This window comes from uncultured Psychrobacter sp., from assembly GCF_947500265.1.
In the GTDB taxonomy this organism is placed as follows: domain Bacteria; phylum Pseudomonadota; class Gammaproteobacteria; order Pseudomonadales; family Moraxellaceae; genus Psychrobacter.
The window spans coordinates 110820-124091 of record NZ_CANMRN010000003.1; the positions used below are offsets into that span (position 1 = coordinate 110820).

General features: G+C 43.8%; 11 protein-coding genes. 2 read left to right on the plus strand and 9 right to left on the minus strand.

The features are described 5' to 3' along the window. Positions 1-309 precede the first annotated feature (309 nt). The 6 genes from Q0788_RS05390 to Q0788_RS05415 all read right to left on the minus strand — a co-directional run bounded on the left by Q0788_RS05390 (position 310) and on the right by Q0788_RS05415 (position 6078). Positions 310-1560 carry an FAD-dependent oxidoreductase gene (locus Q0788_RS05390; RefSeq protein ID WP_298808552.1) on the minus strand — a complete coding sequence of 417 codons (1251 nt, stop codon included), beginning with the start codon at positions 1558-1560 and terminating at the stop codon, positions 310-312. A 99-nt stretch (positions 1561-1659) separates the two neighbouring features. Then, complete coding sequence (locus Q0788_RS05395) at positions 1660-2268, minus strand: DJ-1/PfpI family protein (protein WP_298808555.1); 609 nt, start codon at positions 2266-2268, stop codon at positions 1660-1662. A 403-nt stretch (positions 2269-2671) separates the two neighbouring features. After that, positions 2672-3403, minus strand: coding sequence for an amino acid ABC transporter ATP-binding protein (locus Q0788_RS05400; protein WP_057762314.1), 732 nt, complete (start codon positions 3401-3403; stop codon positions 2672-2674). A gap of 191 nt (positions 3404-3594) precedes the next feature. After that, positions 3595-4263, minus strand: coding sequence for an ABC transporter permease subunit (locus Q0788_RS05405; protein ID WP_102091653.1), 669 nt, complete (start codon positions 4261-4263; stop codon positions 3595-3597). Then, positions 4260-5006, minus strand: coding sequence for an amino acid ABC transporter permease (locus tag Q0788_RS05410; RefSeq protein ID WP_057758328.1), 747 nt, complete (start codon positions 5004-5006; stop codon positions 4260-4262). The genes Q0788_RS05405 and Q0788_RS05410 overlap by 4 nt, the downstream gene beginning before the upstream one ends. Before the next feature lie 97 nt (positions 5007-5103). Beyond that, entirely contained in the window at positions 5104-6078 is a 975-nt protein-coding gene (locus Q0788_RS05415; protein WP_180958124.1) for a glutamate/aspartate ABC transporter substrate-binding protein, read from the minus strand. Between the two features lie 376 nt (positions 6079-6454). Between Q0788_RS05415 and Q0788_RS05420 the strand changes: the two genes are divergently transcribed. Next, positions 6455-7435, plus strand: a complete 981-nt coding sequence (locus Q0788_RS05420; RefSeq protein WP_201607953.1) for an Hsp33 family molecular chaperone HslO — start codon at positions 6455-6457, stop codon at positions 7433-7435. 103 nt (positions 7436-7538) lie between these two features. Further along, positions 7539-8204, plus strand: coding sequence for a hypothetical protein (locus Q0788_RS05425; protein WP_298808562.1), 666 nt, complete (start codon positions 7539-7541; stop codon positions 8202-8204). 66 nt (positions 8205-8270) lie between these two features. On the opposite strand, the gene Q0788_RS05430 is transcribed toward Q0788_RS05425, so the two are convergent. The 3 genes from Q0788_RS05430 to Q0788_RS05440 form a co-directional block, all read right to left on the minus strand. Beyond that, on the minus strand, positions 8271-9764 hold the full coding sequence (locus Q0788_RS05430; protein ID WP_298808565.1) for an alpha/beta fold hydrolase: 1494 nt from the start codon (positions 9762-9764) through the stop codon (positions 8271-8273). A gap of 236 nt (positions 9765-10000) precedes the next feature. Next, complete coding sequence (locus Q0788_RS05435) at positions 10001-12217, minus strand: PhoX family phosphatase (protein ID WP_298808568.1); 2217 nt, start codon at positions 12215-12217, stop codon at positions 10001-10003. Between the two features lie 297 nt (positions 12218-12514). Beyond that, positions 12515-13231: a fumarylacetoacetate hydrolase family protein gene (locus tag Q0788_RS05440; RefSeq protein ID WP_298808570.1), complete on the minus strand. Its 717-nt coding sequence runs from the start codon at positions 13229-13231 to the stop codon at positions 12515-12517. Positions 13232-13272: the final 41 nt, after the last annotated feature.

A 13272-nucleotide genomic window follows, 5' to 3' on the forward strand; every position in this document is an offset into this window, starting at 1 on the left:
GTGCAAACCTTCTTCCTTGGGCAGGTCTTACATAGCATTCAGCTACTATAACGCCATCAATGAAAGCCTGTCAACAATATCAATACAGTATGTATCATTTAATTAGTCAGTCTGCGTTTCTACTTAGTAAAAGGTAGCATAGAATCATGGCAGATATTTGACACAAAAAAGCCAGCCACATCATAAGGAATGGGCTGGCTCGATCATCAATATTGTCTTTTAACTAAGTCCTCTGGAAAGCATCTAATAAAGGACATCACTTATAAATGATGTCCTTTATTAGTTTTTCAAAAGACGGTATTGCAATCGTTATGCTTTAGGAACTGCAGGCGCTTTAATCGTTACTGTTGCGCTAACGGCTTCATTATCATCGAGCAAATCCATGATTAGCTCATCATCACTCTCAGTCTTTACTTGCCAGTTGCCCGACGCTTGCGGTACACCCGTCACCATCACAGAGATGGCTTTATTTTTTAGGCGAATCATCGGCGGCTTATGATCGTAGCCACTATGCTCATGACCTAAGATATCATCAGCGATAGTCGCAGCCTGCGCGCGTAATGGCGCAACGTAACGACAAGCGACCCCATTGATAGACATACAGTCGCCGATGGCATAGATATTCGCTGCATTGGTGCGCAACGTTGCTGCATCCACCACGATACCCGTACGGCGATCGAATTCCACACCAGCCGCAGCAGGTAATTGCTCATCGACTGTCAGACCTGTACTGGCAATCACATGATCTACCATTAATGGTTCGAGCAGCTGAGTATCAGTATTGTCTGCATCCGATGATAACGGGGCATAGTCTACTTGTAGTTTCTCGCCATCTTCGCTGTCGTCGTCATTACTGCCAACACGAGTAACAGCTGATACTTGATAACCACCTAAGAATTGAATACCTTGCGACTCGATCGCTTTGGCTATACGTGCGGTCGCTTTTGCTGGTAGCATCTGCGAAAGCGGTGCATCGTTTAAATCAATGAGCGTTACTTTATGACCAGCCTTGAGCAGGTCTTCTGCGATTTCTGTACCCACCATACCAGCACCAACGATTGCAACATGCTGGCTACCTGTTGCTAGCTTTTCTTGTAGCTGACTAAAGCGCTCGATATGATTGACATGCCAGACCAAATCTTGTGGCAGACTTTTAGGAAAGATAGGGTGCGCGCCCATCGCCAGTACCATTTTCTCATAGCCAATAGTCGTCAGCGCATCATCTGACTGTGCAGTAGAGCGCACCTGTACAGTTTGGCTCACTGGATCGATATCTGTCACTTGCGTATTGGCTAGCAACGTCACTTCTGCTGTGTTAGCCGCTTCGCTACCAGATGCTCGTACTAAGTCTGATGCTCGTTTGTTTTGGCTGATTGCCATTGTCAACATTGGCTTATGATAACGGTCGCCACTATCAGCTGTGATTAATGTGATTGGAATCTCTGTGTCTTTGGCACGAATGGTATCAATGACATGCCAGCCTGCCAGTCCTGCACCAATAATAACCACACCTTTTTTTGATACTGTGCTCGTTGCTACAGATAAGTTTTCTACGCTCATATAAACTCCAATATGGTTTATGAATTATTTTAATTATCAAAAATATTGACCGCTATTGTATCAGTAAACAGCCATTCACTCACCTATCTAACAATTCACTTAGTCAATATCGAACTCCATGCGATGTGCTGTTGCACGCATGGTTTCACTATCTATTAATTTTTCTATACAGTATAGACTTGCGTGTATGCCTGCACTTATCCCCGCTGATGTGATGATATTACCAGTATCATCACTGGCATCTACAAAACGCGTATGCGAGATCACATCGATATCAGGATAAGATGCTAAATTATCCAAATCCATCCAGTGCGTGGTTGCTGACTTACCAGTTAATAAACCTGCCTTAGCCAACAGCAACGCTCCTGTACACACTGAAAGCGTCAGCTCTGCCAAACTTGCTTGAGTGATAATCCAGTCAATTACCACCTTATTATATATTTCTGTTTTTTCGGCACCGTAACCACCAGGGATGATTAAGACATCAATGTCTGGATGATTGGCAAAACTATAGTCAGGAATGACTTGCAGACCATTCCTAGCGGATATCGTTGCTTGGTTCTCGGCAATAGTGATAACCTCAAAGTGCTTATCATCACTAGCACTGGCAGCATTTTCAGCCAACGAAAACACCTCAAAAGGTCCTGCAAAATCTAATACTTCTACTTCATTGAACAGTAGTATGCCGACGGTTCGTTTTAGCGTCATATTCAATCCTAATTCAGTTGATAGCGTTAAATTAAATTAAACTCATCTATATTATGACTACTATCTTTTCAAACTTGTTTTATTAATCAGATGAGCCATTACATCTGCCTTTGCCGTTTGCGATTTCTCTAATTCGGCGACTATTCCCGCTCTATTTTCAGCGGCTTTATAGTCTCAAAGCTATCTTATTCAAATTCCTTTTGTGTAAAAATCATAGGCTCTAAATCGTTTTTCAAACAGCTATACAAAAAAAGCTCAATACAAAGCGCCCTATTAAAGATAGCGTTTAACTGTCTTTAATAGGGCGCTTTGTATAATTATTAGCAGTGGAAAGAAAAGTAAGCTTTAGAACATGTCTTTATCTTAGAAATACGGCTATAAACAATCGTAAATCAAAGTGTATTTAATGATTTAAAATCTTCGATAAGAACATCTGCGCACGGTCACTTTTTGCCCCTTCAAAAAACTCATCCTTACTACAGTTTTCTACGATATGCCCTTCATCCATAAAGATAATACGATTAGCTACCTGACTGGCAAAGCCCATCTCATGCGTCACGCACATCATGGTCATACCATCACGAGTCAGCTCGACCATCACATCTAGCACTTCTTGAATCATCTCAGGATCAAGCGCGGAGGTTGGTTCATCGAATAGCATTGCCACTGGATCCATAGCCAACGCTCGTGCAATCGCAACACGCTGCTGCTGACCACCAGAGAGTTCTGCTGGATATTTCGCCGCTTGTACCGTCAGACCAACACGGTCTAGATAGGCCATCGCTTTTTGTTTGGCCTCAGACTCTTTACGGCCCAACACTTTGATTTGTGCCACGGTCAAATTATCAATAATAGTCAAATGTGGAAACAACTCAAAATGCTGAAACACCATGCCGACACGGCTGCGTAACTTAGGTAGATTAGTCTTTGGATCACCGACAGAGATACCATTGACCATGATGTCACCTTTTTGAAAAGGCTCAAGTCCATTCACTGTCTTAATCAAAGTTGATTTACCACTGCCCGATGGACCACAAACGACGACGACATCACCTTTATGTACATGCGCCGTACAGTCAGTCAGTACTTGAAAGTCTCCATACCACTTACTGACATTAGATATCTCAATGACCATCTCATCACTAGCATGACCACTATTGGTAACCAGCCCGCCAAAGGCATTTAAGTACGTATCAGCATTGCTCATCACTGGCTCCTAACCACATTATTTTCGATAATCATTATTTAAAAAAGGTAAATCAAACGCTCAATCCAAGCTCTCAACACTCAAAAGCGCAAGAGATAGCTCTATTAAAATACGCTCAATTAAAACCGCAAACGCTTTTGTAATTGTTGCACGCCAATAGAGGCACTTAAGCTAATCACAAAATAGACAGCACCAGCACCTAAGATATACGGCGTGAGTAAGCCCATTAGCTCACCGCGAACGTAGGCTGCGCGGAAAAAGTCTGTCAAACCAATGGCAAATACCAGTGTCGTATCTTGGAATAAAATAATACATTGCTGCAAAATCAATGGAAGCATCTTACGAAAGGCTTGTGGCAAGATGACCAGACGCATGGTCTGCCCATAAGTCATGCCGAGCGCTTTGGCTGCATTGACCTGCCCGCTACCAATCGATTGAATACCAGCACGCACTACTTCTGAGAAATAAGCGGCCTCAAACATCATAAATGCGACCACACAAGAGGCAAACGCAGCATCGAGTTGCAGGTACTTACCCGCTACCCAAAGATAAATCATCGGTACAGCGAAGTAGAACCACAGTAATACCAATAGCAGCGGCACGGAGCGGAAGTAATTGACGTATAGTTTGGCTGGAATCTCAAGCGCTTTGATACCTGACAAACGCATCAATGCTAATATTGTTCCTAAACTGATACCGCCTAAAATAGCCAAAAACAGCACTTTTAAGGTGGTAAGCATGCCACCCATCAAACCAGGATAGGCTGTTGCCAATTCGGTCATATTCATTTCTGACCTCCCGCAATAAGCCCAGGCACACGCAATTTACGTTCAATCAATCCCATAATAGCGATTAAGGATAAATTGAAAACCAAATAAATAATCGTCGCGTAAGTATATATCTCGATACTATTTTGAGTGTATTCGCTGATGGTTTTGGTTTGGCTAATCAGCTCCATTACCCCCACTAGCGAGGCCACAGAAGCGTTTTTGAAACAGTTAGTCAGCTCAGAGCTGAGCGGTGGCAAGATAATACGAAATGCCTGCGGTAGCAGTACTTCTTTATAGACCTGTGGAATGCTAAACCCTAATGCATAGGCCGCGTTAATCTGTCCATCTGGTAATGACTCAATACCCGTTCGTACCTGTTCAACGATACGAGCAGCAGTAAATAAGCCAAGACCGATACTAGCTGACAACATGGCTGAAGTATTCGGAGATAAGTCCTTATACCACCATTCTTGTATCGTCGGCGTGAGCCAGCCAGGCGCGATATAAAACCAAAAGAACAGTTGAACAAGCAGTGGAATATTACGAAAAAATGTTACATAAGCCGTACCGATTGCACGAGCGGTCTTGTTAGGCAAGGTACGCATGATACCGAAGATAGTACCGACGACCATTGCAATGGCCCATGCAATACTGCCAATCAATAGCAGCCAGCCAAGACCAGTGATCATCCAATGGATATAGAGCTCGTTGCCAATACCAGTCTGCTCAAAGAGCACACCCCAGTTCCAGCTATAATTCATGGTTGTCTCTCCGAGCAACGATTGATAAGCCTATACGTCAAATAAAATTACTGGCTATCTGAACGTATAGGCAAGCTATGTTGAGGGACAATGAGCGTTACTGCGCTGCTGCTTCTTTAGGCTGAGCGCTGTCATGCGGATTGGCAATCAAGGCCTTTAAGTTGTCTGACATCTCAAAGTTTAGATTGACGTTCTTTGGTGGGATTGGGTTCAAGAACCACTTGTCATAAATGCTATTGATTTCGCCTGAGCTAAACACATTAGCAAGTGCTTCATCGACCACAGCTTTGAATTCAGGATCATCTTTGCGCATCATACAGCCATAGATTTCAAACGATTGCGGCGTACCGACGATGACCCATTCATCAGGATTTTTTGCTTTGGCTTTTTCGCCAGCAAGCAGCACATCATCCATCATAAAGGCATCAGCGCGACCATTTTCTAGCATTAGAAAGCCTTCGCCATGATCTTTTGCTGAGATGATATTGGTATCCATCTTATTATCATCGTTGTACTGACGGATATAACGCTCTGAAGTCGTGCCTGCTGTCGTTACCAGAGTTTTACCTTTTAGGTCTTCAAAATCTTGAATACCAGAGTCTTTTTTGGTCAACAGACGCGTACCGATTTCAAAGAAACCGTTTGAGAAAGCGACTTGCTTTTGACGTTCTTCGTTATTGGTGGTTGAACCGCACTCAAAATCTACCGTGCCGTTTTGTACCAATGGGATACGAGTCTGCGAAGTGATTAGGTTATAGCGAACGTTAAGGTCTGGCATGTTTAGCTTTTGCTTAACTGCTTCAACCACTTTCATTTCCAAGTCGTGAGCATAGCCAATCGGTTGGTTAGGATCATCAGCGATATAAGAAAAAGGAATAGAGGAATCACGGTGACCGACGACAATAGTGCCAGAGTCTTTGATTTTCTGTAGCGTACCGTTGGTGGTGGTTTCTGTCGTCGCTGCATCATCTGCTGGCGCATCAGTGCTGGTCTGGCTGCTATTATTACATCCCGCTAAACCTAATGCCATAACAGCAGCTAAAGTCAACGGTTTGGAAAATGAGTATGTCATGAAATACATCCTTTTATCGCAAGATTGAGTGAGTGCTTGGACGACATAGGTCTGATTGACCAGACTGCCCCGCATCCGTACGGTTGTTGCTGTTGTTTATCACAATGCAACTTAATGTTACTGTACAACAAATTTGCAGTAGAGGGTGAATTTTTTTTGAGAGAGTACATATATATGAATATATTTATATTCTAACTATAAACTGTTGGCTTATAGCGGCTATCTACTCAGAGTTTTGTACAAACAGCTGCTTGGGTGTTTAAGCTAATTATTAACCTTTACTGCTTACAATCGTCAAAACAGTCTACTAAGTGAGATTGATAAATCGGCAGTAATCCCCATAAAGCAAACAACTTCTCTATACTACAAATGACTTATGACTCAAGATATCCAAGTCCCAAATACGGACAGCCAAACTACTGGCAACCATGGCAGCAACGACATTCGCCAACGTTTCTTTGTTGAAGACTCGCCCGTGCGCGGTGATGTGGTACGCCTATCACGCAGCTACGCGAGTACGATTGCGCAAAAGCCCTACCCTGAAGCCATCAAACGCTTATTGGGTGAGATGCTCACCGCAGCGAGTTTGCTAATCAGTACGGTCAAAATCAATGGTCGCCTATCTATTCAGTTGCAGTCGTCAGACAGTGACAGCTTACTAAACTGGGCGATGGCAGAATGCGATCAAGACGGTATCATTCGTGCGCTTGCTAGTTGGAAAGGCGAAACGGATGAGCAAGTACAAGCGTGGGACAATATGATCCATGCCAAAGAAGCATTTGCTGAACTTGGTGCGATGGGACAAGGCGTATTGTTTATCAATATTCAGCCTGATGGCGGTGAGCCATACCAAGGTATCGTTGAGCGTAGCCATGACAATCTAGCAGACTGCTTAGCGCATTATCAAAAGCAATCAGCCCAGATTCCAACGTTGATTAACTTGGCATCTGACGGCCTGCAAGCTGGTGGTATCTTGGTACAAATGCTACCGCGTACTGCTGAAGAAACGTCTGAAGTTGAGCAAAACCAAGACGCTGGTATCGATGATGATTTATGGACGCGCTTGTCTGTATTGACACGCACGGTAAAAGCAGAAGAGCTAACCACACTGGATGCTAACGAAATACTCTATCGCTTGTATCACGAAGAAAACATCGTTGCCCCTGAGCCTGCCCCTCTATCATTTGGGTGTACTTGCTCACGCGAAAAGTGTGAAATGGCAATCGAGCAAATCGGCGAAGCAGAAGCATTAGATATCGTTGAAGAGCAAGGCGGGACGTTTGAGATGGATTGCGGATTCTGCGGTGAAGTCTATAAGTTCAATAAAGATGATGTAGCAGCAATATTTTCTGAGTAAGTTTTTTCTTACTTGCTATAAGTCAATATTTATAAAAAACCCTCAAGCGTCATGCTTGAGGGTTTTTGTTTTATACTGAGTTTTTAAATTACTGGTATTAGTTATGAGTAGCTTTTGGCAAGAGTTAATTATAAATTGGAGTGGCAATGCTGTTTTAGGTGGATTGATAATCTATCTTGGCAAGGTTTACCTCGAAAGAATTGGTCGCAATGAACAAGCAGCTATTGATGAGCGACTAAAAAAACTTGAACAAGATCATGAAAGTATCTTAACTAAAAGGGATCATTTTCACCAAATATCACAGCAAACATATCAGAAACTGTTTGAACATAAAATCGAGGTATACCATCATTTAAATAATCTAGTCTCAAGTTACCAATTGCAAGACTATACCGACTATAGCCAAGGTTTTGACAATAACTCTATAAAATATAAATCAATCAGCTCATTTATAGAGATAAGTGAGTACATTACTTCAAACTCTACTTATATTACCCCAAATCTTTACAGCAAGAACTCTGAGTGGTTTAACTTATATTTGGAAAGCAAAGCAAAAGTAAGTCAAAGAATATCTGTTTTGCATCAGACTAACAGTCATTCCCAGCAAAGAAATGTAATTGATTTACAAGAGAAGGAAATTGAACTACAGGAAAGCATATACGGAGAGTCTTACGAAAAATCATCTAATCTAATTGCAAAAATTATTATTATAATTGAACAAGATATAAAAGAAATTGGACGCTTTATTCATTCAGAATCTTTAAAGTAAACCTATGAGTCTTTATTATATCTAATCAATTCTACTGAAATTATTAGATATAATATCCACTACTCTCTACACCGCCACATCTAAACTTCTGGGATAAGAGTGTATGCGCGGACGTCCAGCATAGTCACTGCGACCATTATCTAGCAGCCATTCAACAACCTGTTCGCGCACTCGCCTACTATGAATTAAGTTCATATGGTTCACACCATAAAATACTGCTTTATGACCATCTGGCACAAACAAGGCATGCTCAGCGTCATCCTCACCTAAGGCTGAAGCAACCGATACCAAGCTATCCCCTAGCAGATCCGTCACCTTAGAATCATAATGCGTCTCAAGCAAAGCACTGGCGACAAAGTAAGTTTTAATACCACTTGGCAATCGTGCAGGATGGCGGAAATCTTGTGGTAGTACGCTACGTCCTTCTAGTGCTTTCCAATCTGCATCTCGAATACTGCCATGACGTAGATCGATAATACCGGCACTGCGCATATCCCCGAGCTTGGCCAGTGAGCCTGCAAAAGGCAGCTTGGCAATGATATCTTGTACATAATTACCAATACGCTCAAGCACTGCCCCATGATGCGGCGAACCTAGCGTGATGAGATTGCCAACGCGCTTGATCCAGTCTAGGCGATCTTGCTCGCCATAAAACAGTGCACTGCGAGAAACCAAGCCACCCATACTATGTCCAACCAGATCTATCTGACTGATATTTGGGTTGTCATCGACCAGCGCTTGTAGCAATTGAGAGAACTTACGGCCGCTACGAGAGATACGGCGACCTGTGTTGTAATCCAAATACAGCACCGTGGTATCAGGCTGGCTGACATGAATGGCCTCGCCTAAATCATTATCCACTTGGGCTTGCCAGCTCAAATGACTCATACATAGACCATGGCACAAAATAGCGATACGGCCTGATAGTACCTCACTTTGTGGTTTGCCGTCTTGAGTGTATAGCATCATCGGAATAGCGAGCGCATTTTGATTATTGACAAGATGGTCACCCATGACACCATTGAGTACATTGACCAGCTTTTTTAGTGAATCTGGTAGTGGCTGCACTGACTTTTGGAGAATCAGATTTTTGTATATGCGTAGTACAGACGCCAGATTATTACCGACCATTTGCATGACATGACGTATCGTGCCATAGATACGTCCAGTAAATCCGCGCGACCATTTATTTAAATGTTTGTCATTGAAGCGGCCTAGCGGACGCAAGATAACTTCACGGTGAATGGCTTCTACGATTTCTGTAATCTCAACCACACCCATGGTGGCAAGCTGAGCCAATCCTTCAAAAAAATCAGCCAAAGATACAGGTGTTTTGTTGATTTCATCACTGTCATCCGAATCTGCTAGTAGCTTGACCAGTTCATCCATATCGATGGCTTCGAGTTGGTCAATTTGTTCATATAGATGACTATGTAGCGGTACACTCGCATCTGGGACAAAATGCGCATCGAGCTCATGATGAGTACGAGTATAGCTGCTATCATTTTGAGCGTCGCTGTCACTAACACCGTCGTTATAAAACACCTTTGGACTGCTCATAATATTTGCACATTCAGCGAGAAAAGTAATGGCCTATATTATCCTGTAACTGCAGCAAATAGAAGTAAATGGTTTGACTTTAGAGCGGGATGACGACTAGCAGAGCCAGATTACTGATAGACGGTCTCTTTAGCCATCAAACCAATATGATAATAAAAAATCCCAAGCCTTAACTTGGGATTTTTATGGTTATGAGCATTTTAGTTGTTTCTATTATCCGCCTATAGCTTATCTATCTATGTCGTGCTATCAGCTGTATCAAATGATTCTGCCAGTATGACATCACCATCCTCGCGAGTAATCATCACAGTCGCTGAGCGAGGAATACTACCGCCAGCGACAGCGCCCCATGTATTGCCGGGATGCTGAATATTGATAAACAGCGTCTTAAAATCTGGCGCCATGGTGATACCTGTTACTTCGCATCCTTCAGGACCGACAAAGAATCGTTTAATATTGTCATTGCTAGCAGATGTGCCAACACGGGTCGACTGCCCTGCCGATGTGGTCGTCATCGATCCATCACTGACCTTACCCGGTAGTGCCGCGAGCAACATACAGCTACTGGTATCAGTATAAGCGCCGTCATCTGTCTGAATCCATAAGACACCGCGCGGGTCAAAATATAGCCCATCAGGTGAAGAAAAGTCATTATTATCATTTAATTGAGAAAGGTTTTCTGCTGATAAGTCACTTGGCGCACCAAACAGATAAATATCCCATTCAAAGCTCGTTGCGGCATGGTCACCGCCTGCTTCTGCCCAGCGAATAATGTGACCATTGTCATTACCAAGTGCTTTTCCGCTTGACTGATAGCTACGCGGATTGGAAGCTGAGACAGGCTGATCGTCACGTACGCCGCGATATTTGTTATTGGTCAATGTCACATAGACATCGCCCGTCATAGGACTGACCGATACCCATTCAGGTCGATCCATCTTAGTAGCACCAGCAGCATCGGCAGCTGCACGGGCAAAGACCAATACTTCATCTTGTCCATTGAATGGCAATACACTATTGAAAGCATCCAGTCCATTTTGACCATGGACGAGAGCTTTCCACTCACCGCTACCATCTTCGTTAAATACCGCCACGTATAGCGTGCCGTCATTCAGATATTTGTCACCTGATTTGAGTCCGCCGCCGATGTCCGAGTTTGACCACATCGCTTTGGAGACAAACTTATAAATGTACTCACCTCGGGCGTCATCACCCATGTAGAACACCACTGGCTTGCCTTGCTCAACAGGAGCATACGCGCAGTTTTCATGAGCGAACCGGCCCAGTGCGGTACGTTTTTGCGGTATAGAATTTTGGTCAAATGGATCAATTTCAGTAATATAACCAAAAGTGTTAAAGCCATAGCGATAATCTTCAGCAGCACTAGCACCGACTGCGGTCATATCCCAACGTGAGAACTCATCTGCTATTTTGGCATCCTTTGCCTCTGGGGTATGCCATAAATACTCCCAACCTGGGAAGTCCTCCACCGCACCGTAGCGCTCGCGAGCGTAGTTATCACCAGCGCTTAATTGACTGGCATCTTGTCCACGGGCAAACACACCTAAGAAGTTCTCTTCGGTCGTCAGATAAGTACCCCAAGGTGACAGACCTGCGCCGCAGTTATTATTGATACCGCGAGTCTGATAGCCTGTCGGGTCAAACTTGGTCTTGACCAGAGCAGAGCCTGCCACAGGGCCAGCCAATTGTGCTGTTGTACTACTGGTGATACGGCGATTGTATTTAGAGTCAGGTACCATCTCATAACCCATACCATCTGCACGGCGAGTTAGCTCAACCACCGAGACGCCATGACAGTTGACTTCACGGCGGACGTCGCTCGCGAGACGACGGTTCTGAAAGATAGGCGCAGCATCGTTATCTTGAGTGACGTAATAGCCAAACGGGCTAAGCTCACTGCTATTAACGTATTCATGGTTCATGACTAGCAAGCTATTTTCTGACGCTTTGGCATCGTAAGCGTTACCGTTTTTGCCAAAGAACCACATCCCATCATGGTTGTCACCCATCCGCCATTCAAATGACTCTGCTGATTGCTCGCGATTGTCCTTCCAATCCTCGATACCAGAGTTCAGCGGTGTACCAAGCGGTAATATCATCTCTGCCTTGTAGCCTGCTGCTACGGTCATCGTATCCGCTGTTGAGTGCGCGACTGCCTCAAACTTTAGGGTATCAGGACGCTTCAAATCACCTTGTGCAGGGATAGCGGCATTATCGTCATCACCAACAATACTGCTATCGTCGTCTTCACTACAACCGACCAAAGGTAATGCGCCAAAAAACGCAGCAGCCGTCAACCCTGTGCCACCTTTTAGGATACTACGGCGGTTCAATCGACGATTGATAATCGTCTGAAAGTCAGTATTATTAGTAGGATTTGAGTCTTCAACCACTTCATGGGCAAGCGTTCGCTCATTGTTCAATAATGTCATTATCAGTCACCTTGCTATTAGGCTAGATTGGCAGAGAGTTGATCGCGGCTTTATCATTACGACCACAAAAATACGAATTCCGCTTAAGTCTACTCAACCTTTATGACAGCACGCTGAACAATAGGTGACAAACTGATGACAATCGACTGTACTGATGGTTATTTAAAAATAGAATAATTAGATAGTTAGCATTGTTTGGCAGTTAGCAAATTTAAAAAATAAATATAAAGGCTTAAAAGCAAAAACCCCAAGCAATTGCTCGGGGTTTTTAATATGCGTCTGTTATGGCAGAAAAGCTTACTGTACTTGTGATACCCACTCATGAGCACCCAGTTTTAGCTTAAGCTGATCGCCTGCTTGCAACACACCAACGCCGCTTGGCGTGCCAGTCATAATCACATCACCTGCTTGTAAGCTAAAGGCGTGGCTAATATTGACCAGCAATTCATAGACAGGAAAGAGCATTAAGGCACTATCGCCATCTTGCATTAATTTATCATTGATAGATAGCTGATACTGTACATTCTGCAGATTGCCAAACGCTTGTGGGTCGAGCCAATCAGCAAGCACGCAAGCTCCGTCAAAACACTTAGCACGCTCCCACGGATGACCTTTTTCTTTTAGCTTGCTTTGCAAATCACGCAAGGTCAAATCCAGTCCCAATGTCACGCCACCAATCGCTTGCTGAGCTTGCTCAATTGTCGCCATAGATAAGTCAGCTGATAGCTGAATACATAGCTCGGCCTCGTAGTGAGTCTCGCCAAATAGCTCTGGACTTGGGCGAACCACATCACCACGGATAGAGACCACTGAAGACGCAGGCTTCATAAACAGTATTGGCGTGGTTGGTACTTCATTGCCCAACTCTGCAGCATGTGCCGCATAGTTGCGACCAACACAGACAACTTTACCAATAGAAGCACGCAATCTTTCATTATGATTGATAGCGCCCTGCTCAGCATTGACACCAGCTGCAATGGCGTTCGCTAATGACTCGTGTGGCGATTGGCTCATACTAAACTCTCCCTGTAAATGATGGCTATTCTATCAGCAGT